This window comes from Pseudomonas sp. TE12234, assembly GCF_054061835.1.
On record NZ_JBSSEP010000007.1, the window covers coordinates 83,792 to 109,297 of the forward strand.

The window sequence follows — 25,506 nt, forward strand, 5'->3', positions numbered from 1 at the left end:
TGTGGGAGCGGGCTTGCCCGCGATGGGGCCTGTGCAGTCACTTCAAATCCCACAGAGCTCACGCAGCAGCGAGGTATCCAGATGCCTATCCACCAGATCCGCCAGCCGCTCGATATCGCGCTCGCGCAAACCGTGGTAATCCACGTCCCGCACTGCCTGCAAACCTGCCCAACGCAACAGTGCGCTGCAGGCCGCCGGGGATTCGAACAGACCATGCAGGTAGGTGCCGAGAATCTGCCCATCGACACTTTGCGCGCCGTCGCAGCGTCCGTCGTCGAGTTGTACGGCAGCGTTTTCCAGCGCCGGGCCGGTGGTGACGCCGGCATGGATTTCATAGCCGCTGACTTCCGCATTCTCCAGCGCCAGACGCCCGCGCACATTGCGCAACTGCTTGTGTTCTTCGAGTCGGGTTTCAAACGCCAGCAACCCCAGCCCGGCACTGGACCCCGGAACGCCTTCCAGGCCCAACGGGTCGTGCACCTGCTCGCCGAGCATTTGCAGGCCGCCGCAGATGCCCAGCACTTTGCCGCCGTAGCGCAAGTGTCGGGAAATGGCCTGTTCCCAACCGTTGGCGCGCAGATACGCCAGGTCGCTGCGCACACTTTTCGAGCCGGGAAGGATGATCAGATCAGCTGGCGGAATCGCCTGGCCGGGACCGATGAATTGCAGGTCCACTTGCGGGTGCAAGCGCAGCGGGTCGAAATCGGTGTGGTTGCTGATGCGCGGCAGCACCGGCACCACCACTTTCAGTACCTGATCGACCTTGTCGGTCTGACGCTGGTCAATGCCGTCCTCGGCCTCCAGGTGCAGGTCCAGCACGTAGGGCAGCACACCGATCACCGGTTTGCCGGTGCGCTGTTCCAGCCAGTCGAGACCGGGTTGCAGCAAGGCGATATCGCCGCGAAAGCGATTGATGATGAAGCCCTTGACCCGCGCCTGTTCAGTGGGCGACAGCAGCTCCAGCGTGCCCACCAGATGCGCGAACACACCGCCACGATTGATGTCGGCGATCAGCAGCACCGGGCAATCCACCGCTTCTGCAAAGCCCATGTTGGCGATATCGCCAGCACGCAGATTGATCTCGGCCGGCGACCCCGCACCTTCGACCATCACCAGCGGATAGGCCTCACTCAAGCGTGCATGGGACGCCAGCACCGCTTGCATGGCGATGGCTTTGTAATCGTGATAAGCGACGGCATTCATGGTGGTGACCGCGCGACCATGGATAATCACCTGGGCGCCGGTATCGCTGTTGGGCTTGAGCAGCACCGGGTTCATGTCGGTGTGCGGCTCGAGGAAGGCGGCCTGCGCTTGCACCGCCTGCGCGCGACCGATTTCGCCACCGTCGGCCGTCACGGCACTGTTGAGCGCCATGTTCTGTGGTTTGAACGGCACCACGCTAACGCCCTGACGCGTGACCCAGCGGCACAGCGCCGTCACCAGCGTGCTTTTACCGGCGTCGGATGTGGTGCCCTGCACCATCAGCGTTGTCATTGGCATTCCCTGGCAAAAGCTTCGAACGCCGTGGCAAGACGCGACCAGTCATCCTCATCGCCAGGCAAACCGAAACGCAGGCTGCTGTTTTGCGCGAACAAGCGCAGCAAAATGCCCCGACCGGCCATGAACTCATGCAGTTCTTCAGCGCGCTCGGTGATCAGCCACTGGAACAACGCACAGCCACCCTGAGGTTTGAAACCGTGTTGCTCCAGTAACGCCGCCAGACGTTCGCTGGCCTCTTCAGCCCGTCTGCGCTGCAGCGCATGCCCTTCGGTGTCGCGCAGGCAGGCCTCGCCCACTACTCGGGTCGGACCGCTGACAGCCCATGGTCCCACTTGCTCGGCGAGCAACTTGAGCAACTTGCGCTCGGCCAGAACGAACCCCAGCCGCACCCCGGCCAGACCGAAAAACTTGCCGAACGAACGCAGCACGATCAAGCCGACCTGATGGGAAAATGGCGCCAGGCTCAGCTGCGGTGTGTTGTCCATGAACGCTTCATCCACCACCAGCCAGCCACCGCGCTGGGCCAGCCGCGAGTGCCAGTCGAGCAAGCGATTGGGTGTCAGGCTCAGACCGGTCGGATTGTTCGGGTTGACCACCACCAGCACATCGAGGCTGTCGACAAAAAAGTCGACTTCCTGCTCGAGCACTTCACGCACGATGTAGCCGTTACGCCGCCAGGCTTCGGCATGCTCGGCGTAACAGGGGGACAGCACGCCGACCTTGCCGGCCCGGCGCAGGCGCGGCAGCAACTGGATGGCCATTTGCGAACCGGCCACCGGCAACACCTGCAGAGTGCCGTAGTAGTCGCAGGCGGCCTGTTCCAGCCCGTCATCGGTTTCCGGCAGGCGCGCCCATGCTCGCAGGGGGATATCCGGAATGGGAAACGGCCAGGGCGCAAGGCCGCTGGACAGGTCAAGCCAATCGGCTTCCTCGATGCCGTATTCGAGCGCCGCCTTGCGCAACCGTCCACCGTGCTCAAGCATAAAATTCAGCCCCCAGGCAGAGAATCAGCAGCCATAACCATACCCCGCGCTGGACCAATTGCCAGCCACGATCGATGGAGTCGGCATCCGCCGGCAGGCCTTCGCCCAGTTGCGGACGTTGATGCAGTTCACCGTGATAGATCGCCGCCCCACCCAACTCGACACCCAGCGCACCGGCCCCCGCGGCCATTACCGGACCGGCGTTCGGGCTGTCCCAGGTCGGACCCTGGGTCCGCCAGCATTTGAGGGCCAGTCGGGTTTTGCCCAGCAAGGCGTAGGTCAACGCCACCAGACGCGCAGGAATGTAATTGAGCACATCATCGATCCTGGCTGCCGCCCAGCCGAAACGCTCGAAGCGCTCGTTGCGATAGCCCCACATGGCGTCCAGGGTGTTGCTCAAACGGTAGAGCACCACGCCTGGCGCGCCGGCCACGGCAAACCAGAACAGTGCGGCAAACACCGCGTCACTGCCGTTTTCCAGCACCGATTCGGTGGCCGCACGGGCCACTTCGGTTTTATCCAGTTCGCTGGTCTTGCGGCTGACCAGGTAACTGACGCGCGTACGCGCCTCATCCAGATCATCGCAGCGCAAGGCCTTGGCCACGGGCTCGACGTGTTCGCCCAGGCTGCGCATGCCGAGGGCGCAATACAGCGCGAGAATCTCGACCATCCAGCCCACATAAGGCGCCCAGGAAAATGCCGTGGCCAACAAGGTCAATGGCAACACCGCGATCACCCACGCGGTGACTCCATGACTGCGCCAGCCACGACCACCCGCGTTGAAACGTTGCTCGATACGCTCGGCAAACCGGCCGAACGCCACAAGCGGATGCCAGCGCTTGGGTTCACCCAGCAGCGCATCCAGCGCCACAGCGGCGACACTCAACAACGCCACACTCATTGGCGCACTCCCCAATAATTTTCATACAGCAGTTCACTTAGCGGACGCGCCTGCGCCCACCCTTCCAGAACCAGCATCGGCGCCGGGTAGAATTCCTTGACCGGTCCCAGGCACAAAACGGCCAGTGGCTTGGCCCCGGAGGGCAAGCCGAGCAAATCGGCCAGGGCTTGCGGTTCGAACAGCGAAACCCAGCCCATGCCCAAACCTTCGGCCCGGGCCGCCAGCCACAGGTTCTGGATCGCGCAGGACAACGACGCCATGTCCATTTCCGGCAAGGTGCGACGACCGAAAATATGCCGCTCACGATCATCCATCAGCGCCGCCACCAACACCTCGGCGCAATCATTGATGCCTTCGACCTTGAGCTGCATGAATTCGTCGGTGCGTTCGCCGAGGGCTTCGGCGGTGCGAATACGCTCTTGCTCCACCAGTTCCTGGATCTGGCCGCGCAGGGTTCGGTCGCTGATGCGGATGAACCGCCAGGGCTGCATCAAGCCGACACTCGGCGCCTGGTGCGCGGCTTCGAGCAACCGCCGCAGCAATTCGGGCTCGACCGTACCGCCACTGAAGTGACGCATGTCGCGACGTTCGCCGATGGCGCGGTAGACCGCTGCGCGTTCGGCTTCGGTGAAGGCGTTATCGGTCATGGCCTCTTCGCTGGCAAGCCAGCGCCTACAGGGTTCAAGTGATCAACTGCAGGAGCCGGCTTGCCGGCGAAGGCGTCCTCAAGATCGGGTGCAAACAATGCGGCAATCGCAGTCGGATTGGACGGAAAATAGAAATGCACATAAGAGGCTGTCATCCGTCCCTCACGATAAACCGCCTCCGCCCCGCGCCCGCCATTGGGGCTCAAGCCTCGGGCAATCGGTACAAGCTCAGTGGTGGTCAGCGAATGATGATAGGTGTGCCCGCGCAGCGACCCTTCCGGCAATTCGACAGCCTGTAGCGCCAGCGCCGCCAGACGCTTTTGCATCACCGCATCCCCGGCCAGCAAGCCGACCAGTTCTGCACGCGAACCCTCGACATCGGTCAGCGAATCGAGCAGATACAGCATGCCGCCACATTCGGCGAGCAACGGCTTGCCCGCTTCGTGGTGCGCGCGGATCGCGTTCAACATCGAGGTGTTTTGCGACAACGCCACATGGTGCAGTTCGGGATAACCACCCGGCAGATAGAGGCTGTCTGCCTCGGGCAAACCGGTGTCACGGATCGGCGAGAAAAACGCCAGCTCGGCGCCCATGGCCCGCAGCAAATCCAGGCTTGCGCCATAGGTAAAGGCAAAGGCTTCGTCACGGGCCACGGCAATGCGCACACCGGCCAGCAAGGATTCGGCTGCGATGACATCCGGGGCCGCGAATTGCACGGCCGGCGGCAGCGCCACCTCGCAACTGCTGGCCAGGGCATCGGCCGCCGCATCGAGGCGCAGATCGAGATCGTTCAACTCGCTGGCCTGCACCAGTCCGAGGTGACGACTCGGCAATTCGATTCCGGTTTCACGGGACAAGGCGCCGTACCAACGCAGGCCTTCGGTCAGGCTGCCTTCAAGCAATTGCGCGTGACGCAGGGTGCCCACGCGGTTGGCCAGGACACCGGCAAATGGCAAGTCGGGTTGATAGCGCGCCAGCCCCAGGGCCAGGGCACCAAAGGTCTGGGCCATGGCGGTGCCGTCGATCACCCCCAGCACCGGCACACCGAAGTGCCGTGCCAGGTCGGCACTGGACGGCGTGCCGTCGAACAGGCCCATGACACCTTCGATGAGGATCAGGTCCGCTTCACCCGCGGCCTCCCACAACAGCCGACGACTCTCCTGCTCGCCCACCATCCACATGTCCAGTTGATACACCGGCGCACCGCTGGCGCGCTCCAGAATCATCGGGTCGAGAAAGTCCGGGCCACATTTGAACACGCGAACCTTGCTCCCCTGATTGCGATGCAAACGGGCCAACGCAGCGGTGACGGTGGTCTTGCCCTGACCGGAGGCCGGCGCGGCAATCAGCACCGCCGGGCATTGACGAGGGCTATTCATACAATACGACTCACAGCTCGACGCCTTTTTGCGCCTTGATACCGGCCTGGAAGGCGTGCTTGATCATGCCCATTTCGGTGACGGTGTCAGCCAGCTCGATCATCTCCGGCTTGGCGCCACGGCCGGTAACCACCACATGTTGCATCGGCGGGCGTGCCTGCAGGTCGCCGAGCACCTGATCGAGATCGAGGTAGCCGTGCTTGAGGGCTATGTTCAACTCATCCAGCACCACCAGGCCGATGGAGGGGTCGCGCAGCAACTGTTGCGAAACCGCCCAGGCCGCTTCGGCGGCGGCGATGTCGCGCTGGCGATCCTGGGTTTCCCAGGTGAAGCCCTCGCCCATCACATGAAAACGCACCTGCTCCGGGAAGCGCCGGAAGAACAGCTCCTCACCCGTGCTGTTGCGCCCCTTGATGAACTGAACCACACCGCACTGCATGCCATGGCCCATCGACCGGGCCAGCATGCCGAACGCCGAGCTGCTCTTGCCCTTGCCGTTGCCGGTGAGTACCAGCAGCAGGCCGCATTCGTTCGGGGAGTTGGCGATGCGCTCATCGATCACGGCTTTTTTGCGCAGCATGCGCGCCAGATGACGTTCGTCACGATCAGGGGTATCAGTCATGGGAGAGCTCTCCGTTGAGGCAGGATAACGGCGGGCAGGCACAAGAAAAGACGGCAAGAAGCCTGGCATCGCCCACCGTGACGCCGCTTGGATGGATCAGGCCGGTCTCCGGGCTCATGAGCGGCGTTGGCCTGACTGTGCGCCTTCCCGTGTCGATACTCGGCACAGTGGCTCAAGGCACAGTCTTCACTCATTTACCGTTGCGGGGGCAGCGCCGGGATCGCGGCCTTCGTGCTCGAAGCGTCCACTCACCGGCTTCCCTGTTTCACTCTGTCGACCCAAGCCACAGAGCACCTGAAACAAGCCGCGAAGGTTAGAGGGTTGGGGGTGGAGCGTCAAATGAAGACCGGCCGAGCGAGTGAATAACTGCCGTTGATCAATAAACTGACGCCAATCTTGTGCCACACTGCAGGCAATGATATCAAAGAGCCACAACCCACATCACAATAACAAGGGTAAGCCCCATGCAAGGCATCATCATCAGCAATCCGAAGCTGGAATTCCTGCGCCCGCTGCTGGAGCGCTGGTTTGACTGTATCGACCGCTACAACGCCGTGCGCGGCGATAACGAAACGCCTTACTGGCTCGACGAAAAAGCCAATCTCGGCCTGCTTTCCGCCGCCGCCTGGATGGCCGAAATGGTGACCCTGCAACAATCGCCCACGCGCAAACACATCGAGGAAGGCGAGCGCAACGGCCGCGCCGATCTGTTTATCGCCACGCCTGAATCACGCGCCTGGTTGCAGGCCACGCAACGCTGGCCACGGGTCAACAGCCTGAACCTGACGCAAGCCCTGCAGGACATCACCAGTGACGCCAAACGCATCAGCTACGCCAGCGACCTGAAACTCGGCTGCCTGTTCGTGGCACCGCACAAAGCCCAGCAAGGCGCCACCCCGGAAGAACTGCAGGACATGGTCGACGACCTGCAAAAAGAGCACACCTGCGCCGTCGCCTGGTACTTTCCTTACGCCTACCGCAAGTTGCGCAACGAAGGGGGGCACTACCACCCCGGTATCGCCGTGCTGCTCAAGGAAGCTCGCGGCTAACGGTTGAACCATCGCGCAACGAAACTTCTCTATTGATCAGGTCACTGCATTCACAGGGAAGATCAGTATGCGCAAGCCCCAGCTCGTTCTCGTTATCGCGCTCGCCGGAGGGCTCGCCGCTTGCGGTGAAACCTCCAGCCTGCAAGTCGCCGACGGCACCGGCCCGTCACCCAAGTTGCCAGAACCCAACAAGACGCTGCTGCCGACGATCAACATCGCCCCGGCGATTGGCTGGCCCGACGGCGAGAGACCCGTCGCGGCTGCCGGCACTCAAGTCGCTGCGTTCGCCGAGAACCTCGACCACCCGCGCTGGCTCTATGTGCTACCCAACGGCGACGTGCTGGTCGCCGAAACCAATGCCCCACCCAAACCCGATGACGGCACAGGCCTGCGCGGATGGGTCATGAAGAAAGTCATGGGCCGCGCCGGTGCGGGCGTGCCGAGCGCGAATCGCATCACCTTGCTGCGCGACCGGGACCACGACGGCATCGCGGAAACCCGCAGGGTGTTTCTGGAAAACCTGAACTCGCCCTTCGGCATGACGCTGGTCGGCAATGACCTGTACGTCGCCGACACCGATCGCCTGCTGCGCTTTCACTATGAAACCGGTGATACGGCGATCAAGTCGCCACCGGTCAAAGTGCTCGACCTGCCCGGCGGTACGCTGAATCACCACTGGACCAAAAACGTCATCGCCAGCAAGGACGGCAGCAAGCTGTACGTCACGGTGGGTTCGAACAGCAACGTCGCCGAAAACGGCATGGACAAGGAAGAAGGTCGCGCGGCGATCTGGGAAGTGGATCGCGCCACCGGCAACCACCGGATCTTTGCCTCGGGCTTGCGCAACCCCAATGGCCTGTCCTGGGAGCCGCAAAGCGGCGCACTGTGGACAGCGGTCAATGAGCGCGATGAAATCGGTAGTGATCTGGTGCCGGACTACATCACCTCAGTCAAGGACGGCGCGTTCTATGGCTGGCCGTTCAGCTACTACGGCCAGCATGTCGACGTTCGCGTCGAACCGCAGAACCCGGACCTGGTAGCCAAGGCGATCGCGCCGGACTATGCAGTCGGCCCGCACACGGCGTCACTGGGCCTGACATTTGCCGAAGGCAGCCGGTTGCCGGCGCCGTTCACCGAAGGCGCCTTCGTCGGCCAGCACGGCTCATGGAACCGCAAGCCACACAGTGGCTACAAGGTGATCTTCGTACCGTTCAGCGCCGGTAAACCCAGCGGGCAGCCGGTGGATGTACTCACGGGCTTCCTCAATAACGAAGAAAAAGCCATGGGCCGGCCGGTGGGCGTGGTGATCGATCAGCAGGGCGACTTGTTGGTGGCAGATGATGTGGGGAACAAGGTTTGGCGGGTTTCAGCGGCTAAATAATGACACGTCAAGCCCGCCCCCACCTGGAGCCACAAGGGATCAGCGTTTGCGGCAAAGCGTGAGCCCATCGCCCAGCGGCAACAACGACAGATCCACCCGCGAGTCATCCTTCAAGGCACGGTTGAGTGCCTGGATGGCTCGGGTATCTGCACTCTGCGGATTTTCTTCCAGCACCCGCCCGCTCCACAGCGTGTTATCGAATATCGCCAAGCCACCCACCCGCAGCAGTCGCAGCGCGTGCTCGAGATAAGTGGGGTAATTGGCCTTGTCGGCGTCGATGAATACCAGATCGAACCGCCCGTCCTGCCCTTGCCGTTCCAGTTCGTCCAGGGTTTGCAGCGCAGGTGCCAGACGCAGATCGATTCGCCCGGCCAGCCCGGCCTCCTGCCAGTAACGGCGTGCGGTGGCGTTGTAGTCACCCGGCATGTCGCAGCAGATCAATGAGCCGTCATCGGGCAATGCCGCGGCCATGCACAGCGCGCTGTAACCGGTGAAGGTGCCGATTTCCAGCAGACGTCGGGCACCGGTGAGTTTCACCAGCAATGCAAGAAACTGACCCTGCTCCGGCGCCACTTGCCAGCGCGCCATGGGCAGCGCCTGGGTTTCGTCGCGCAAGCGCTTGAGCAGCGGCGTTTCGCGCAGGGATACGTCGAGCAGGTAGTGATAGAGCGAGTCGTCGAGATTGAGCGTGCGAGCGGTCATGAGAGCACTCTCTGGCAATTACGGGTTGCGCGCCAGGTGTTCCGGTTGCAGGACACGCTTGGCGCTCAGGTAGGCTTTCTGCCAATACGCCTTGGACAAGCTGTCGAGCTTGACTGTGCCGCCGGTGGCAGGTGCATGCACGAAGCGGCCTTCGCCGACGTAAATGCCCGCATGACTGACCTGCGAACCGCCATTGGTGGCAAAGAAGATCAGATCACCGGTCTGCAGGCCTTCCTTGCCCACATCGGCCGCTTGCATGGAGATCATCTCCCGCGTGGTGCGCGGCAGGGAAATGCCGGCGACATCGCGGTACACATAGCCGATCAGCCCACTGCAATCAAAGCCGGAATCCGGCGTGTTGCCGCCCCAGCGATAAGGCGTCCCCACCAATCCCAACGCGCGGAACAGCACATCCTCCGCTTCAGGAGAAAAGGCCTGGGAAGAACCGAAAATAATGGGAGCGCGAACCACAGGCGCAGGTGGCGGCGTGCGGCTGGCACACGCACTGAGCAGCGCTGCGAAAAGCATGATTGTGAGGCGGGCCGACGTCGACATAAGCAGAACATCCTGATCTGGCTGCGGCTTTTTTCTGCTGGGGGCGCAGAAAACAAAACCGCCTGCGCGTCACGCAGGCGGTTTGCCATCATTCATGGATCAGATTCTAGCGCTTATGTAGCAAACTTCAAGTAAGACTTTAAGTTCGCCTTACAAAATGTCCGCTTACTTGCGTGCGGTGACGATCGGTTCAGCATTCGGTGCCATGGCGAGTGCACGCTTGGCTTCGATGAAGGTCTTGCTCCAGTAGCTGTCGCCCAGGCTATCAATCCGCACGCCACCGCTTTTGCGGCTGCTGGAGTGGATGAACTGGTTGTCACCCAGGTAGATCCCTGCGTGACTGACACGACCGCGACGACCGTTGGTCGCGAAGAACAGCAGGTCACCAGGCTCAAGCTTGCTGCGAGCCACCAGTGGCGCGTCCACGTTGATCATTTCGCGAGTGGAACGTGGCAGGTTCATCCCCGCTTCTTCGCGGAACAGATAGCCGATGAAACCACTGCAATCGAAACCGGCTTCAGAGGTACCGCCGAAACGGTAACGGGTACCGATCAGGGACATGCCACGTTCGAGGATACTGTCGGCCAGAACCGGCAGCTTGTAGGACTTGCCATCAGCGAAGGCAGCCAGTTCTTTTTCGGTGGCCGTCTCTTCCTGGAAAAGAGCTTCCTGATAACGAGCGGAAGATTGGGCGGTAACACTATTTTTAACCTGTTGGTCCTGCTGGGACACCGGAGTGTGAGCAGCGCAACCGAACAACAGGGTGACGAGTGCGAGAGGCACGAGGGGTGCGAAGCGCTTTAGCATGGGCACGACCGTGGCTGATAGTTGTAAAGAAGTCGAGACTATGCCCGCTATCAACCTCATTTGCAAATTCAATCGAACTTTTTGTGACTTTTCAGTTTCTCGCCAACATCTAAGCGCTTAAGCCCCATTTAGACACCTGCGCAGCCTACAACCCTGTAGGAAGGCGGATTTTCTGGCGCCTGAAATATGCCGAAAGCCCCGCCAGCATTGGCATTCCCGGCTTTTTTCTACCAGCCAAGCGTCTCTTTCAAGAAGGGAATTGTCAGCTTGCGCTGTGCCTGGAGGGAGGCCTGATCGAGTCGCTCGAGCAACTCGAATAGCGCGCTCATGCTGCGAGTGCCGCGGGTCAAGATAAAATGTCCGACTTCGTCGGTCAGGTGCAGCCCCCGACGCGACGCGCGCAGTTGCAGGGCACGCAACTTGTCTTCGTCGGACAGCGGACGCATCTGAAAGATCAACGCCAGGGTCAGGCGGGACTTGAGGTCCGCCAGCTTCACCGGCAGTTCACGTGGGGATGTCGATGCGGCAATCAGCAGGCGCCGGCCACTGTCGCGCAGGCGATTGAACAGATGGAACAGCGCTTCTTCCCAGTCGGCCTTCCCGGCCACTGCCTGCAGATCATCCAGGCAGACCAGTTCGTACTGTTCAAGGTTGTCGAGGATTTCTATGCCGCGATCCAGCAACTCGGCCAATGGCAGGTAGACCGCCGGTTCGCCCAACTGCTCGAAGCGCAGGCAGGCCGCCTGCAAAAGATGCGTACGCCCTACTCCGTCCTTGCCCCAGAGGTAAATCAGGCTTTCGGTCCAGCCGGCGTCGGCTTCGCATAGCCGCTCGACATAGCCGAGTGCAGCGGCATTGGCGCCTGGGTAGTAGTTGATAAAGGTGGCGTCGTCACGCAGACGCACACCTAGGGGCAGCTGAATCGGTTTCATGCTGACTGAACAGTTCCAAAGGAACCGTTAGTGGCCTCTGTGTAAAGTTTGCGAAGTTTATACCCGTGAAGCCGACCGCACAATGCGACAGACCACATGCAAAATCAAAGGTTTGCGTTGATGCCCCGGTTTTATGACAGTTTCTTTGGCGGTGCAGACGGCAGCCCGGCATCGAACCGGGATACCTGCGACCAGACCTAGAGCTCTGGCTCGTCGACGCCGCTGTACATATCAGAATCCTTATATAAATCATGCACATGGCGCACCAGCACCATGATCACCGCGGCAACCGGCAGCGCCAGCAACACGCCGGTAAAACCGAACAGCTCGCCACCGGCCAGAATCGCGAAGATCACCGCCACCGGATGCAGGCCAATCCGGTCTCCCACCAGCAATGGCGTCAGCACCATTCCCTCCAGCGCCTGCCCCACCATGAACACCGCGACGATCCCGACCATGGGGTACAGATCGCCACCAAACTGAAACAGGCCCGCGATCAGCGCCGCGCCGATCCCGATGACAAACCCCATGTACGGCACAATGGCCGCCAGACCGGCAATCAGGCCGATCAACAGCCCCAACTCCAGCCCCACCAGCATCAGGCCGGCGGCGTAGATCACACCCAGCGCCACCATCACCAGCAACTGGCCACGGACAAACGCTCCGAGCACTTCATGGCATTCATCAGCCAGCAACACCACGCGCTCTTCACGATCACGCGGCAGCAGGCTGCGAATCTTGGCCATCATCAGGTCCCAGTCCCGCAGCAGATAGAAACTGACGACCGGAATCAAAACCAGATTCGCCAGCCAGCCAATCAATGCCAGGCCGGATGCCGTGGCCTGGCTCAGCACCACGCCGACGATGTCGGTGGTCTGGCCCATGTGCTCGCTGATCGCGGCCTTGAGCTTGTCGAATTTCCAGAAGCCTTCCGACAAACCGAACTTCGATTGCGCCCATGGCAGGGCGGTGTGCTGCAGCCAGTCGAGCATCTGCGGTGCCAGCTCATACAAGCGGAACAGTTGCCTGGCGAGCAGCGGCACCAGGACCAGCAGCAACGTGGTGAAGATCAGGGTGAACAGTGCGAACACCGCGACCACGCCCAGGGTCCGGGACAAACCGGCCTTTTCCAGACGATCGACCAGCGGATCGAACAGGTAGGCCAACAGTAACGCCACCAGGAACGGCGTGAGGATCGGATGCAGCAACCAGACAAACGCGCAGATAAAAACAACGCCACCCAACCAGAACCAACGCCGTGTATCGGCCATGAACCACTCCATTGCTTCTATATAAAGAAAGAAAATCTACCAGCGAAAACGCAACTGCGGCGTCACCACCGGAGCGGGCGCCGCGGCCGGGGCCGAACCGGTCGAAGGTTGGGCCGGGGCGACCGGGACCGGGGTCGGCGCTGCGGCCACCTCCTGCAACTTGGCCAGCGACAATTGCGCCCGCAATTGATCAACACTGCCATTGACCCGATACAGAATCCGGTCGCCGTCGACACTCTGTGGCCGCCCGCCAAAAGGTTCCAGCAAACGTCCGAGCGTCGCATAGCGCTCAAGATTCATACCCTGCACTTCCAGCAACTGCTGCGTCGAAGCCCCGGCCCTGGCGACGAATCGAGGCGCCAGACGTTCATTGACCGCCAGCATCACCGCATCCGCCACGGCGGCCTGATCGGCACCCTGTACGCTGCCGGCCTCTTTCTGGTCGCCCAGCCACAAATGCCATTTGGCCTGCCATTGGCCGCCCTCTTCACGGGCATGCACCGCCAGCACAGCGTCGGCGCTATAACGCTCCGAGGCGGCACGCAACGCTGCAGGATCGGAGCTTTCCAGATTCGGCGCAGTGGCGACCACCTGCTCGTTCAAATCCGCCAGCGGCAGACGCAACGGCAGGCCACGGTGTTGCGCGGCTCGACGCAAGGGCGCCGCACTGGCCTGGCCATCGCCCACCAGGCTTGAACCCTCCGTGGTGTCGTTCAACCACCAGCCGAGGATCGATGGCCGGTTGGCGCCCCACAAGGCCAGCCCGGCGCGGCGCAACGCCTGCTCGGTGGTTGTCGGGTCGAAATCGACTTTCAGCACTTGCGGCGGGCCGGCATCGAATCCGTACTGACTGATGATTTGCTGCGGGTCTTTGCGAATCGCTGCCAGCCCCGGATTTTGCGCCGCCTTGGGGTCGCCGGTCAGGCGCAACACCAGCGTATCCAGCGCGCGCTGAGTCGCTTGATCACGCTCCTCCTGCGTCTGACTGCTGACGGGCTCGCGCACCTGATAGAGGCCTTTGACGGTTTCGGCATGGCTGGCCAGACTGACCAGCGACAAACAGCCCACAAACAAGAATTTACAAAAACGCATGGAAGATTCCTGACGACAAGAGCGGCTGGAACAGACCGCATGAAGACGATCGAGCAAGGCTGTGACCATCGCCCGGCGCAAAACATTCACACGTCCTGAGTAAGTTTTCGCACTGTCATAACGATAGACGCTTAATGGCGATAGCTTGTGCAGGCGTAAAGGATGCCAGTAACACGGGGCAAATGCGGTTTTTTTAGGCGGATATGCCCCTGCCGTCGGCCTGAGGATGGCCGCTGCCCTTCAAGCCTGATAAAATCGCGCGCCTTCGCAGACCGGCAACAGCCGGGCACTTTCGAAATTCGCGTGAGGCAATCGCCCTCGTCGATTTCGGCGGCCCCGCTGAACTCGGTCGTTACCCCTGAATCCCCCCTAAAGGCCTGGATCATGAGCAAGCAACCCTCCCTGAGCTACAAGGACGCCGGTGTAGACATCGACGCCGGTGAAGCATTGGTCGAACGCATCAAGAGCGTCGCCAAGCGCACTGCGCGCCCGGAAGTCATGGGCGGCCTGGGCGGTTTTGGCGCCCTCTGCGAAATCCCGGCTGGCTACAAGCAGCCCGTGCTGGTTTCCGGTACTGACGGCGTCGGCACCAAACTGCGCCTGGCACTGAACCTGAACAAGCACGACAGCATCGGCATCGACCTGGTTGCCATGTGCGTCAACGACCTGGTGGTGTGCGGCGCCGAGCCGCTGTTCTTCCTCGACTACTACGCCACCGGCAAACTGAATGTCGACACCGCGGCCCAGGTCGTGACCGGCATCGGTGCAGGCTGCGAACTGTCCGGCTGCTCCCTGGTTGGCGGCGAAACCGCTGAAATGCCTGGCATGTACGAAGGCGAAGACTATGACCTCGCCGGCTTCTGCGTCGGCGTCGTGGAAAAATCCGAAATCATCGACGGCTCCAAAGTCGCGGCGGGCGATGCCCTGCTCGCCCTGCCGTCGTCCGGCCCGCACTCCAACGGTTACTCGCTGATCCGCAAGATCATCGAAGTCTCCGGTGCCGACATCGAAAACACCCAGCTCGACGGCAAGCCGCTGACTGACCTGCTGATGGCCCCTACCCGCATCTACGTCAAGCCGTTGCTCAAGCTGATCAAGGAAACCGGCGCGGTCAAAGCCATGGCTCACATCACCGGTGGCGGCCTGCTGGACAACATCCCGCGTGTCCTGCCAAAAGGCGCTCAGGCAGTGGTTGACGTGGCAAGCTGGACCCGTCCGGCGGTGTTCGACTGGCTGCAAGAGAAAGGCAACGTCGACGAGAACGAAATGCACCGCGTACTGAACTGCGGCGTGGGCATGGTCATCTGCGTGGCGCAAGAGCACGTGGAAGCTGCCCTGAAGGTTCTGCGTGAAGCCGGCGAGCAGCCATGGGTCATCGGTCAGATCTCCACTGCTGCCGAAGGCGCAGCCCAGGTTGAACTGAAGAACCTCAAGGCTCACTGATGCCCAAGACCTGTGATGTTGTGGTGCTGTTGTCCGGCACCGGCAGTAACTTGCAGGCCTTGATCGACAGCACGCGGACCGGCGACAGCCCGGTCCGCATCGCTGCGGTGATCTCCAACCGCGCCGACGCCTACGGCCTGCAACGCGCCAGGGACGCGGGCATCGACACCCGCACCCTGGATCACAAGGCTTTCGAAGGCCGCGAGGCCTTCGATGCCGCGCTGATCGAACTGATCGACACCTACAATCCCCAACTCGTGGTTCTGGCCGGTTTCATGCGCATCCTCAGTGCCGGCTTCGTGCGCCACTATCAAGGACGCCTGCTCAATATCCATCCCTCGCTGCTGCCCAAATACAAAGGGTTACACACTCATCAGCGAGCGCTGGAAGCCGGTGATACCGAACACGGCTGCTCCGTACACTTTGTCACCGAGGAACTCGATGGCGGACCACTGGTCGTACAGGCAGTAATACCGGTAGAGTTACACGACTCGCCGCAGAGCCTCGCTCAGCGGGTCCATGTTCAGGAACACCTGATCTACCCGTTGGCCGTCCGCTGGTTCGCCGAAGGCCGGTTATCGCTCGGCGAGCAAGGTGCTTTACTGGATGGACAGTTACTCGCGGCCAGCGGCCACTTGATTCGAACCTAGGAGATTTTATGCGTCGTGCCCTGCTCTTCGCTTGTGCTCTGCTCGCCTTGCCATTCGCGCAGGCTGCGGACCTTCAACCTTTCTCCGCCAGCTACACAGCAGACTGGAAGCAGTTACCCATGAGCGGCACCGCCGAACGCAGCCTGACCCAGGAAGCGAATGGTGTCTGGAAGCTCAGCTTCAAGGCTTCGATGATGATCGCCAGCCTCACCGAAGAAAGTACGCTGACCCTGGACAAAGACACCTTGCTGCCACAGTCCTACCACTTTGAACGAGGCGGCCTGGGCAAGGCCAAGAAGTCGGACCTGGATTTCGACTGGAACGCCAAAATGATCACCGGCACCGATCGCGGTGATGCAGTCAAGGTTCCGCTGAACCGTGGCATGCTCGACAAATCCAGCTATCAGCTGGCCTTGCAGGAAGACGTCGCCGCCGGCAAGAAAAGCATGAACTATCAGGTGGTCGACGGCAGTGATGTCGATACCTATGACTTCCGCGTATTGGGCACTGAAAAAGTCGACACCAAGGCCGGCATGATCGATGCGATCAAGGTCGAACGTGTGCGCGACCCGACACAGAACAAACGCATCACCGTGATGTGGTTCGCCAAGGATTGGGACTACCTGCTGGTTCGTCTGCAACAGGTCGAAACCGACGGCAAGGAGTACAACATCATGCTCCTGGACGGCAAGGTCAACGGCAAGACCGTCAAAGGCAGCTGATCCCTGTGGCGAGGGGGGCAAGCCCCCTCAACACATTTGATCTCCGCCAGCTGACAAACACGCCCCGCCATCGCGGGGCTTTTTTCATCTGGCACCTAGACCGAAAACCGCGCCACCATCGTATTCAGATCCACCGCCAGGCGTGACAACTCCTGACTCGCGGCACTGGTCTGATTTGCCCCCGCCGAGCTTTGCAGCGCCAGATCGCGGATGTTCGTCAGGTTTCGATCCACTTCCCGTGCCACGGCCGCCTGCTCCTCGGAAGCGCTGGCAATCACGATATTGCGCTCGTTGATCAGGGTGAATGCCGAAGCGATGTCCTCCAGTGCTTCGCCCGCCGCTTTCGCCGCCTCCAGTGTCGAGCGCGCACGGGTATTGCTGTGCTGCATCGAGCTGACAGCCAGATCGGTGCCTTGCTGGATGCCCGCGATCATCTGCTCGATCTCCCGGGTCGACTGCTGGGTGCGATGCGCCAGCGCCCGTACTTCATCGGCGACCACTGCAAACCCGCGCCCCGCTTCCCCCGCCCGCGCGGCTTCAATCGCGGCATTCAACGCCAGCAGATTGGTCTGCTCGGCAATCGCGCGGATCACGTCCAGCACTTTGGTGATGCCATATACCTTCTGCGCCAGATCCTCGACCTGAGTGACATTGGTGGTGACGTCCTCGGCCAGCGACTGGATCGACAACACGGTCTGATGCACCTGCTCACGACCATGCTGGGCAATGCGATCGGACTCGCGAGAGGCTTGCGAGGTCGCCGCCGCATTGCTCGCCACTTCCTCCACGGCGGCGGTCATCTGATTGACCGCCGTGGCCGCCTGCTCGATTTCCAGGCTCTGCTGATGCAGGCCACGAGTGGCGTCTTCCGTGACGCAACTGAGCTCCTCCGAGGCCGAGGCCAATTGGCTGGATGAATCGGAGATGCGTTGAATGGTTTCACGCAGGCTCTGTTGCATGCTCTTGAGCGCATGCAGCAGCCGTGCGGGTTCGTCCTTGCCGGTGATGTCGATAACACCGGTCAGATCGCCGCCAGCAACCACCTCGGCCACTTTCAGCGATTGCGACAGCGGCAACACGATACTGCGAGTCAACAGGAGCGCCAGGCCAATGGTGATCAGCGCGCTCACACCGATCATCACCCCCACCCAGACCCGCGACTGGTTGAACACCTGACGCCCGGCCTCTGTCGCCAGATTGGCGTTGTTCTGGTTGAGTGCAACCAGCTCCTTGAGGGCGATGGTGATCTCATCGGCCAACGGATTCATCTCGCCGTTGAGAATGGCCGCCGCCTCATCCACCCGTCCCTGGGTAGCTTCGGCCATCACCTGACTCTGAAATTGCAGATACTTGCGCTCGGCCGCTTTGAAGCGATCGAACAACGCACGCTCCTCAGGCAGCACGATCAACTTGTCGTAGCGTTGCTGGGCCTGCTCGAGAACACTTTTAAGTTCGTTGATTTTGCTGACATTCTGCGCCTGCGCCTGCGGATCGCGATTGATCAGCAAGCGCATGGTCAGCGCTCGCAGTCGCAACATGTCCTGACTCATGTCTCCGACTGCCATCACGCTGGGCAGCCAGTTGTCATCGACTTGATCGGACTGCGCCCGCATGTTCGACATTTGCAGCAGCGCAAATACCCCCAAGCCAAAAACCATCAACGCCAACAGGCCAAAACCCAGACTCGCGCGCGGCGCAATATTGAGACTTCTGATACTCATTCCCCTGGTTCCTTCCAAAAGCGCTGCGTCAGGCAGCTGGTCTCTTAGACGGTATCGGACTGTTGAAAATTTGCGTAAGACGAAAAAGTGATATCAAAAAGCCTTACTACTACGTTCAACAGGCAGTAACGATTCAGCGTCAAATCCACGATCGGTAAATCAACCTGAACACGCATCGGCGAGAATGCTCTATACCTTCGAGGTCTTTTTTGATCGAATAAATTTCCAGTTGCCTGCGAGGTTTCCCATGACAGTTACCGTGAACACCGTCTCCAGCGAAGGCTTTCGTCACAGCGTCCAGATTGATGACCACGAGCTCTTTGCCGATGTACCAACTTCAGCAGGCGGCGAAGGCTCGGCCCCTGAACCCCATGATTATTTCGACGCCGCCCTCGGTGCCTGCAAGGCCCTGACCCTGAAGCTTTACGCGAAGAAAAAAGACATTCCGCTGACCGGAGTCGGGGTCGAGGTCAAGCGCGACAACAGCCAGGAGCAGAAAGGCCAATACGCACTGCACGTCAAACTGACCCTCAAGGGCGTACTCACTGACGCCCAGCGCGAAGAACTGCACCGCGTGGCCGACCGCTGCCCGATTCACAAGTTGATGACCACCAGCGACGTCAGCATCGAAACCCATTTGTCCGAGGGTGCGTTCAGCCAATAGCGGCAAGGGCTGCACAAGCGGGTTATGCTCGAACGCATCACCCGCCCCAGCCTGGAATGCACCATGAACACTCCGCTCGTGATCCGCCCCCGCGCCGAAGATGTCGAGGGCCAGCCGATTCTTCGTCCACTGCCGTCCGCCAAATGCCGCAGCGTCGGACCCTTTGTGTTTTTCGACCATATGCTGGAAACCCGCTACCCGCCGGGCAAAGGCATGAACATCCGCCAACATCCGCACATCGGTCTTTCCACCCTCACCTACCTGTTCCAGGGGCAGATCCAGCACAAGGACAGCCTCGGCTCCGATCAGGTGGTGGATACCGGCGATGTCAGCTGGATGACCGCCGGCAGCGCGATTGCCCATGTCGAGCGCACGCCAGAGGCGCTCAAGGAAAACGGCTTTACGATGCACGGCCTGCAGATCTGGCTGGCCTCGCCCAAGGATCATGAACAAGGTCCGGGGCATTACAGCCATCACCCCGCCGCCACACTCCCGGTCAGCGAGAACCTGGGGGTGAACATCCGCATGATTGCCGGGACAGGCTTCTGCCTGGAATCGCCGGTACCCGTACTGTCTCCGACGCTCTATGCGGAGTTGACCCTGCAATCGGCGACGACGCTGCTGATCCCCACCGAACATGAAGAACGTGCGCTGTATGTCTTGAGCGGCGAGGTGCAACTGGACGGCGAGACTGTGGAGCCCCATGCACTGGTGGTATTGCCTGAAGGGGAGGAAATGACGTTGTTCGCCGAAAGCGACTGCCATGCCGTGTTGTTTGGCGGTGCCCCGCTGGATGGTCCGCGACGGATCAACTGGAATTTTGTGGCGAGCGATCCGGCGGCTATCGATGAAGCGCGCCGACGCTGGGCGGCCGGGGATTGGCCTACGGTGCCGGGGGAAGTCGAGCGGATCGAATTGCCGTAGTTTTGTATCGCATGGCAGGTCGCCTTCGCTGGCAAGCCAGCTCCCACAGGGTTCGAGGTGATTCACAAATTATGCGAACGCCATCAGCTCCTGTGGGAGCGGGCTTGCCCGCGAAGAGGCCAGCCCGGGCACTGCATTAGCCAGTGACGGACAACATCAGCCCTTGAACACTTCATCCAGCAAGTTGTGCATCGAGGTAAACGCCCGAGCAGCAACCTTGGCGTTATACATCATCATGCCCGGCACATTTGCATGCGGATCGGTGAATGAATGGAACGCGCCGCCGTAGCTGAGCAGTTGCCAATCCACGCCTGCAGCATTCATTTCCTCTTCAAACGCCGGCAGCTGTTCTTTCGGCACCAACGGATCGGAAGCACCATGCAGGACCAACACCTTGCCCTTGATGTTTTTCGCATCATTGACGTCCGGGGTGTCGAGGGTGCCATGGAAGGAGACTGCCGCTTTCACCGGCGCACCGGTACGGGCCAACTCCAGCGCGCAGCATCCACCAAAGCAGAAACCGAACGTGGCCAGCTTCGAGGTATCAACGGCCACTTCGCCCTGGCTTTGCAGCTGTTCGAACGCTGCTTGCATACGCTTGCGCAACAATGGACGGTCGTTCTTCAACGGCATCATCGCCGCGCCCGCTTCATCGTTGTTCTGTGGACGAACCGATTGACCGTAAAGATCAGCGATCAGTACCACGTAACCCTTGGCCGCCACCGACCTGGCGATTTCCTCGGCGCCAGCGCTGACGCCCATCCAGTTCGGCGCCATCAACAGGCCCGGACGCGGGCCCTTAAGGTCGGCGTCAAAAGCCAGACGGCTTTCGTAAGGCTGACCGTCAATTTGATAGGCAACGGAACGTACAGTGATTTGGCTCATTTCTGACTCCTGAATGTTAAACACCAGAATGAAAAAACCCGCCGAAGCGGGTTTTTCTACAACGCAGTTAAGCCGACAGCTCAACCAATAGCTTATTCAGACGACGCACGTACGCCGCCGGATCCTTCAGGCTGTCGCCGGCCGCCAGGGCCGCCTGATCGAAGAGGATGTGCGACAGGTCGCCGAAGCGTTCGTCGCTCTGCTCGTTGTCGAGCTTCTCGATCAGCGGGTGAGCCGGGTTGAATTCGAAGATCGGTTTCGAATCCGGAACCTTCTGCCCGCTGGCTTCCAGGATCTGACGCATTTGCAGGCCCAGGTCCTGCTCGCCGATGGCCAGAATCGCAGGGGAATCGGTCAGGCGATGGGAAACCCGAACTTCGGCAACGGATTCGCCCAGCGCAGTTTTCAGACGCTCAACCAGACCTTCCTTGGACTTGGCGACTTCTTCCGCGGCCTTTTTGTCCTCTTCCGAATCCAGGTTGCCCAGGTCCAGGTCACCGCGTGCCACGTCAACAAAGCTCTTGCCGTCGAAGTCGTTGAGGTAGCTCATCAGCCACTCGTCGATACGGTCGGTCAGCAGCAGCACTTCGATGCCTTTCTTGCGGAAGACTTCCAGGTGCGGGCTGTTCTTGACCTGCGCGTAGGTTTCGCCGGTCAGGTAGTAGATCTTGTCCTGACCTTCCTTGGCGCGAGCCAGGTAATCGGCCAGACCCACCACTTGCTCGCCGTCGTCACCGTTGGTCGATGCGAACCGCAGCAGGCCAGCGATTTTCTCTTTGTTGGCGAAGTCTTCTGCCGGACCTTCTTTCATGACCTGGCCGAAGTTTTTCCAGAAGCCTTTGTATTGCTCAGGCTCGTTCTTCGCCAGTTTTTCCAGCATGTCCAGAACGCGCTTGGTCAGCGCCGACTTCATGGAGTCAATGATCGGGTCTTTCTGCAGGATTTCCCGCGACACGTTCAGCGACAGGTCATTGGAGTCGACCACACCCTTGATGAAGCGCAGGTACAGCGGCAGGAACGACTCAGCCTGGTCCATGACGAACACACGCTGCACGTATAGCTTCAGGCCTTTCGGCGCTTCACGCTGGTACAGGTCGAACGGAGCACGGGCCGGCACGTACAACAGCGAGCTGTACTCCAGCTTGCCTTCGACCTTGTTGTGGCTCCAGCTCAGTGGGTTTTCGAAGTCGTGAGCGATGTGCTTGTAGAACTCCTGGTATTCCTCGTCCTTGATCTCGGTACGCGGACGGGTCCACAGGGCGCTGGCGCGGTTGACGGTTTCCCATTCGGCGGCCGGCTTCTCTTCGCCTTCGACGGCGGCCACTTCTTTTGGCAGCTCGATCGGCAAGGCGATGTGGTCGGAATACTTCTTGATGATGTTGCGCAGGCGCCAGCCATCGGCGAACTCGTCTTCACCGGATTTCAGGTGCAGGACGATACGGGTGCCGCGCTCGGCTTTATCGATGGTTGCAACTTCGAAGTCGCCTTCACCTTTGGAAGACCAGTGCACGCCTTCGCTGGCGGCGCTGCCGGCACGACGGCTGTACACGTCGACTTTGTCAGCGACGATGAAAGCAGAGTAGAAACCGACACCGAACTGACCGATCAGGTGCGAGTCTTTCTTCTGGTCACCGGTCAGGTGTTTCATGAAGTCGGCGGTGCCGGATTTGGCGATGGTGCCCAAGTGCGTGATCGCATCCTCACGGCTCATGCCGATGCCGTTGTCTTCGAGGGTGACGGTCTTGGCGTCCTTATCGAAGCTCACACGGATTTTCAGTTCGGCGCCGCCTTCCAGCAGTTCTGGCTTGGACAGCGCTTCGAAACGTAATTTGTCTACAGCGTCAGAGGCGTTCGAGATCAGTTCGCGAAGGAAAATTTCCTTGTTGGAATACAGCGAATGGATCATGAGGTGCAGCAGTTGCTTCACCTCGGTCTGGAAGCCCAGGGTTTCCTTTTGAGTTTCCACACTCATGGTCATCAAACTCCAATCAGATGGCTAAGCCGCGACCCTGAGGGCCAGCAGCGGGATGTGATCAGAGTTGGGGGCGGTGTTCAGGATTTCAAGGGCTCCTCAAGTTTGAAATGTGCCCGGGCCGTGGCGATGGGTTCGGTTTCGGTACTTTGCCAGGCGGTGATTGCGACGTTGGCGACCCGGCGTCCCTGGCGGCATACCTGGCATCGGGCCCAGGTATCGCGAAACTGCCCGGCGCGCAGGTAGTCGAGGGAGAAGTCGATAATCTTCGGCACACCTGGCGAACCGGTGAACACCAGCAGGTGCAGCGCAGCAGCAAGCTCCATGAAACCGGCAATCACTCCGCCGTGGATGGCCGGCAATAAGGGATTGCCGATGTTGTCCTTGTTGGCCGGCAGACGAAACAGCAGTTCGTCCCCCACCCGCGAGCATTCAACGCCGATCAGCGTGGCATAGGGAATGCGCTGCAACAGCACGGCATAGTCGCCCCGCTCATGAGCCAGCCGCAGTTGCTCCTTGAAGGAATCAGTCATTTTTTGCGCCTCCTGTGATCGCACCACCAAAGCCTTTGGCGCCCTTGATGCCCTTGCCCATCCGCATGAAGGTGCCCACCACGTGGGCAATGGGCTGCTCCGGATCGTCCTGATAGGCGAAGCCGCGGGCAAAGATCACATCGGTGGTCACGCGGTAGCACTGGGCGAAACCGAAGACATCTTTATTCGGCTCGGCGGCGTGCATGTAGTCGATGCGCAGGTCGAGGGTCGGGCAGACCTCGAACTCCGGCAGTACACAGAGGGTGGACATGCCGCAGGCGGTGTCCATCAGTGTGGTCAGCGCACCGCCATGGATGACTCCGGTTTGCTGATTTCCGACGATTTGCGGGCTATAGGGCAGCACCACCGTCAGCCCTTCGCTGCTGGCACTGTGAACGCGAAGCCCAAGGACCTGGCAATGGCGCAGTGCCGACAAGAATCGTGTGGCGCGCTCAAAAACGGGGTTTTCGGCCATTTGATAGAAACTCACATTTAAAATTCGTGCAGTGAAGTAACGGTCCCGGCAAAAGTTCCGCATTAGAACAAACTTATATATCTGAACGTTTTGAGGAACTTAACCTTGATGGCTGCGCTCGAAAGGCCAGTAGATATTTTCCATAAGGAGAAACACCCCATGCGTAAGACTTTAGCTATTGCCTTGATGTTGACCGCTTCCCTCGGTCTCGCTGCCTGCGATAAAAAATCCGAGGACAAAGCTCAAGATGCTGCCAAACATGCTGAGCAAGCTCAGCAATACATGAACAAAGCTCAGGATAAAGTGAACGACGCTGCGAAAGAAAACGCTGAAGCTGCCAAAGCTCAGGCTGAATCGAACGAAGCAGCGGCAAAAGAAGCCGCGCCTAAAAACTGAAACGGTTTTTAGCGTGATAAAGAAAACCCGCCAAGTGCGGGTTTTCTTTTGCCTGCAATATGATTAGCCATAACCTCGTTAGAGCAAAATCGTACGAAAAGTCGGACTAATCATCAGCAATAGCGAACAGACGAGTCCCACTAGCCAAACCAGGCTGCGCTGCCATGGCAGATCTTTCCAGTAACACAGTAAATAGATCACTCGCGAGATGACAAAGATGATCGCCAGCCAATCAATGAGCCATCCCGCCGTTTGCGTGGTGTGCGCCATCAGCACACCCACTGCAAACAATATGAAGGCTTCAAAACTATTCTGGTGAGCCGCCAATGCACGAGCCCCCAAGCCAGTCAGTTGCCCCTGCTGCTGGCGCGGCAGGTGATTGTTGTAACCGCCCTGCTCCTTCATGGCCTTGGTCACGGGTATTCGCGCGATATAAATCAGCAAGGCACTGATAAACACGCACCAGAATGGAATACTCATCAAGCAGCCTCTTTATTCACCTCGGGCAACGGTGCCTCTGTAGGGGTATAGACCATCACGTCGAGAACGTCGGAGTGAAACTCCCGGCGATACAGCACAAACACGACACCGGCACTCATCAACATGAACAACCAGGGGCTGACGAACCAGGCCAACATGGTCATACCGAAATAATAAGAACGCAGGCCAAAGTTGAACTGGTTGGCCGCCATGGAAATAACCCGGGCAGCCCGGGCCGCAAAAGCCTTGCGCTCCTGTTCGGACACCTGGCGCTCACCGACCATGGGGGCCGACCCCACCAGAACGGCCGCAAAGTTGTATTGGCGCATGCACCAGCTGAACGTGAAGAACGCGTAGACGAACACCAGCGCCAGGCAAAGCAACTTGATTTCCGACATCCCCTGGGAAGCCTGCTGCACCATCGGGATATCCGCCAGCAGTGACAGCGCCCTTTCCGAAGCGCCGAGTACCGTGAGAATACCGGCCAGGATAATCAGCGTACTCGAAGCGAAAAACGATGCATTGCGCTCCAGGTTACCAATCACGCTGGCATCGGCAATGCGGTTATCGCGCAGCAACATGCGGCGCATCCAGTCTTCACGATACAGGTGCAGCACGCTGGCCAGGCACGCGGTATCGCGGCCCTTCCATGTCGCGTACCGGGTGTAGCCACCCCAACAGATAACAAACCAGAGGGCGGCGAGGATGTGGATCAGGTTGGCTTGGATGAACGACATGCAGGTCCTTGTGATGTAGTGGCAGGGACACGTTTCCTTGCAGGAGCGAGCTTGCTCGCGAAGGACGCGAATAATGGCGCGTG

27 protein-coding genes and 1 riboswitch are annotated in these 25,506 nt (G+C 60.2%); of the genes, 8 read left to right on the forward strand and 19 right to left on the reverse strand.

Features of this window, described 5'->3' with window-relative positions:
* Positions 1-42: 42 nt before the first annotated feature.
* From ACVWYU_RS13230 to cobO, 6 genes are read right to left on the reverse strand one after another with little or no spacing between them, the layout of a single operon-like run.
* A complete protein-coding gene (locus tag ACVWYU_RS13230) occupies positions 43-1,494 on the reverse strand; it encodes a cobyric acid synthase (RefSeq protein WP_457372874.1) in 1,452 nt (483 codons plus the stop codon).
* Positions 1,491-2,483, reverse strand: coding sequence for a threonine-phosphate decarboxylase CobD (cobD, locus tag ACVWYU_RS13235; RefSeq protein WP_457372875.1), 993 nt, complete (start codon positions 2,481-2,483; stop codon positions 1,491-1,493). The genes ACVWYU_RS13230 and cobD overlap by 4 nt, the downstream gene beginning before the upstream one ends.
* Complete coding sequence (cbiB, locus tag ACVWYU_RS13240; RefSeq protein WP_457372876.1) at positions 2,476-3,384, reverse strand: adenosylcobinamide-phosphate synthase CbiB; 909 nt, start codon at positions 3,382-3,384, stop codon at positions 2,476-2,478. Before cbiB ends, cobD begins: the two co-directional genes overlap by 8 nt.
* Positions 3,381-4,031, reverse strand: coding sequence for a 5,6-dimethylbenzimidazole synthase (gene bluB, locus ACVWYU_RS13245; RefSeq protein ID WP_090324139.1), 651 nt, complete (start codon positions 4,029-4,031; stop codon positions 3,381-3,383). The genes cbiB and bluB overlap by 4 nt, the downstream gene beginning before the upstream one ends.
* Complete coding sequence (locus ACVWYU_RS13250) at positions 4,028-5,410, reverse strand: cobyrinate a,c-diamide synthase (protein WP_457372877.1); 1,383 nt, start codon at positions 5,408-5,410, stop codon at positions 4,028-4,030. The genes bluB and ACVWYU_RS13250 overlap by 4 nt, the downstream gene beginning before the upstream one ends.
* Before the next feature lie 10 nt (positions 5,411-5,420).
* On the reverse strand, positions 5,421-6,032 hold the full coding sequence (gene cobO, locus ACVWYU_RS13255) for a cob(I)yrinic acid a,c-diamide adenosyltransferase (protein ID WP_247257549.1): 612 nt from the start codon (positions 6,030-6,032) through the stop codon (positions 5,421-5,423).
* Between the two features lie 82 nt (positions 6,033-6,114).
* Positions 6,115-6,345, reverse strand: a riboswitch (cobalamin riboswitch).
* Positions 6,346-6,496: 151 nt separating this feature from the next.
* On the opposite strand from cobO, the gene ACVWYU_RS13260 reads away from it, so the two are divergent.
* On the forward strand, positions 6,497-7,081 hold the full coding sequence (locus ACVWYU_RS13260; protein ID WP_248914761.1) for a hypothetical protein: 585 nt from the start codon (positions 6,497-6,499) through the stop codon (positions 7,079-7,081).
* Between the two features lie 67 nt (positions 7,082-7,148).
* Positions 7,149-8,462, forward strand: a complete 1,314-nt coding sequence (locus tag ACVWYU_RS13265; protein WP_457372878.1) for a PQQ-dependent sugar dehydrogenase — start codon at positions 7,149-7,151, stop codon at positions 8,460-8,462.
* Between the two features lie 39 nt (positions 8,463-8,501).
* On the opposite strand, the gene ACVWYU_RS13270 is transcribed toward ACVWYU_RS13265, so the two are convergent.
* From ACVWYU_RS13270 to ACVWYU_RS13295, 6 genes are all read right to left on the reverse strand, one after another.
* Entirely contained in the window at positions 8,502-9,164 is a 663-nt protein-coding gene (locus ACVWYU_RS13270) for a class I SAM-dependent methyltransferase (RefSeq protein ID WP_090324148.1), read from the reverse strand.
* A gap of 18 nt (positions 9,165-9,182) precedes the next feature.
* Entirely contained in the window at positions 9,183-9,719 is a 537-nt protein-coding gene (locus ACVWYU_RS13275) for a C40 family peptidase (protein ID WP_090324150.1), read from the reverse strand.
* 165 nt (positions 9,720-9,884) lie between these two features.
* Positions 9,885-10,526: a C40 family peptidase gene (locus ACVWYU_RS13280; protein ID WP_090324152.1), complete on the reverse strand. Its 642-nt coding sequence runs from the start codon at positions 10,524-10,526 to the stop codon at positions 9,885-9,887.
* A 227-nt stretch (positions 10,527-10,753) separates the two neighbouring features.
* On the reverse strand, positions 10,754-11,458 hold the full coding sequence (gene hda / locus ACVWYU_RS13285; protein ID WP_007898944.1) for a DnaA regulatory inactivator Hda: 705 nt from the start codon (positions 11,456-11,458) through the stop codon (positions 10,754-10,756).
* 197 nt (positions 11,459-11,655) lie between these two features.
* Positions 11,656-12,729 carry an AI-2E family transporter gene (locus ACVWYU_RS13290; protein WP_247257553.1) on the reverse strand — a complete coding sequence of 358 codons (1,074 nt, stop codon included), beginning with the start codon at positions 12,727-12,729 and terminating at the stop codon, positions 11,656-11,658.
* A 36-nt stretch (positions 12,730-12,765) separates the two neighbouring features.
* Entirely contained in the window at positions 12,766-13,821 is a 1,056-nt protein-coding gene (locus ACVWYU_RS13295; protein ID WP_457372879.1) for a DUF2066 domain-containing protein, read from the reverse strand.
* Positions 13,822-14,205: 384 nt separating this feature from the next.
* Here ACVWYU_RS13295 and purM point away from each other — a divergent pair, with 384 nt between their 5' ends.
* The 3 genes from purM to ACVWYU_RS13310 are packed head-to-tail and all read left to right on the forward strand — an operon-like array spanning position 14,206 to position 16,636.
* A complete protein-coding gene (gene purM, locus ACVWYU_RS13300) occupies positions 14,206-15,264 on the forward strand; it encodes a phosphoribosylformylglycinamidine cyclo-ligase (protein ID WP_090324158.1) in 1,059 nt (352 codons plus the stop codon).
* On the forward strand, positions 15,264-15,914 hold the full coding sequence (gene purN / locus ACVWYU_RS13305) for a phosphoribosylglycinamide formyltransferase (protein WP_457372880.1): 651 nt from the start codon (positions 15,264-15,266) through the stop codon (positions 15,912-15,914). Before purM ends, purN begins: the two co-directional genes overlap by 1 nt.
* 8 nt (positions 15,915-15,922) lie before the next feature.
* The gene (locus ACVWYU_RS13310) at positions 15,923-16,636 is read left to right on the forward strand and encodes a DUF3108 domain-containing protein (RefSeq protein WP_390956915.1); all 714 of its coding nucleotides are present in this window, start codon (positions 15,923-15,925) and stop codon (positions 16,634-16,636) included.
* Positions 16,637-16,731: 95 nt separating this feature from the next.
* Here ACVWYU_RS13310 and ACVWYU_RS13315 read toward each other — a convergent pair whose 3' ends face one another.
* Complete coding sequence (locus tag ACVWYU_RS13315) at positions 16,732-18,357, reverse strand: methyl-accepting chemotaxis protein (protein WP_457372881.1); 1,626 nt, start codon at positions 18,355-18,357, stop codon at positions 16,732-16,734.
* A 247-nt stretch (positions 18,358-18,604) separates the two neighbouring features.
* On the opposite strand from ACVWYU_RS13315, the gene ACVWYU_RS13320 reads away from it, so the two are divergent.
* Both ACVWYU_RS13320 and ACVWYU_RS13325 read left to right on the forward strand, forming a co-directional pair.
* A complete protein-coding gene (locus ACVWYU_RS13320; RefSeq protein WP_247257556.1) occupies positions 18,605-19,021 on the forward strand; it encodes an OsmC family protein in 417 nt (138 codons plus the stop codon).
* A gap of 63 nt (positions 19,022-19,084) precedes the next feature.
* Positions 19,085-19,945 (forward strand): pirin family protein, encoded by an 861-nt coding sequence (locus tag ACVWYU_RS13325; protein ID WP_457372882.1) that lies wholly within the window; start codon positions 19,085-19,087, stop codon positions 19,943-19,945.
* 156 nt (positions 19,946-20,101) lie between these two features.
* Here ACVWYU_RS13325 and ACVWYU_RS13330 read toward each other — a convergent pair whose 3' ends face one another.
* From ACVWYU_RS13330 to ACVWYU_RS13345, 4 genes are all read right to left on the reverse strand, one after another.
* Complete coding sequence (locus ACVWYU_RS13330) at positions 20,102-20,830, reverse strand: dienelactone hydrolase family protein (protein ID WP_247257558.1); 729 nt, start codon at positions 20,828-20,830, stop codon at positions 20,102-20,104.
* Between the two features lie 67 nt (positions 20,831-20,897).
* On the reverse strand, positions 20,898-22,802 hold the full coding sequence (gene htpG, locus ACVWYU_RS13335; protein WP_390956918.1) for a molecular chaperone HtpG: 1,905 nt from the start codon (positions 22,800-22,802) through the stop codon (positions 20,898-20,900).
* A gap of 80 nt (positions 22,803-22,882) precedes the next feature.
* Positions 22,883-23,335 carry a PaaI family thioesterase gene (locus ACVWYU_RS13340; protein WP_090324169.1) on the reverse strand — a complete coding sequence of 151 codons (453 nt, stop codon included), beginning with the start codon at positions 23,333-23,335 and terminating at the stop codon, positions 22,883-22,885.
* On the reverse strand, positions 23,328-23,810 hold the full coding sequence (locus tag ACVWYU_RS13345; protein WP_457372928.1) for a PaaI family thioesterase: 483 nt from the start codon (positions 23,808-23,810) through the stop codon (positions 23,328-23,330). The genes ACVWYU_RS13340 and ACVWYU_RS13345 overlap by 8 nt, the downstream gene beginning before the upstream one ends.
* A 159-nt stretch (positions 23,811-23,969) precedes the next feature.
* Here ACVWYU_RS13345 and ACVWYU_RS13350 point away from each other — a divergent pair, with 159 nt between their 5' ends.
* A complete protein-coding gene (locus ACVWYU_RS13350) occupies positions 23,970-24,206 on the forward strand; it encodes a hypothetical protein (RefSeq protein WP_457372883.1) in 237 nt (78 codons plus the stop codon).
* A 78-nt stretch (positions 24,207-24,284) separates the two neighbouring features.
* Here ACVWYU_RS13350 and ACVWYU_RS13355 read toward each other — a convergent pair whose 3' ends face one another.
* Positions 24,285-24,686 (reverse strand): MAPEG family protein, encoded by a 402-nt coding sequence (locus ACVWYU_RS13355; RefSeq protein ID WP_247257560.1) that lies wholly within the window; start codon positions 24,684-24,686, stop codon positions 24,285-24,287.
* On the reverse strand, positions 24,686-25,423 hold the full coding sequence (locus ACVWYU_RS13360) for a DUF599 domain-containing protein (RefSeq protein ID WP_090324172.1): 738 nt from the start codon (positions 25,421-25,423) through the stop codon (positions 24,686-24,688). Before ACVWYU_RS13360 ends, ACVWYU_RS13355 begins: the two co-directional genes overlap by 1 nt.
* Between the last annotated feature and the right edge of the window lie 83 nt (positions 25,424-25,506).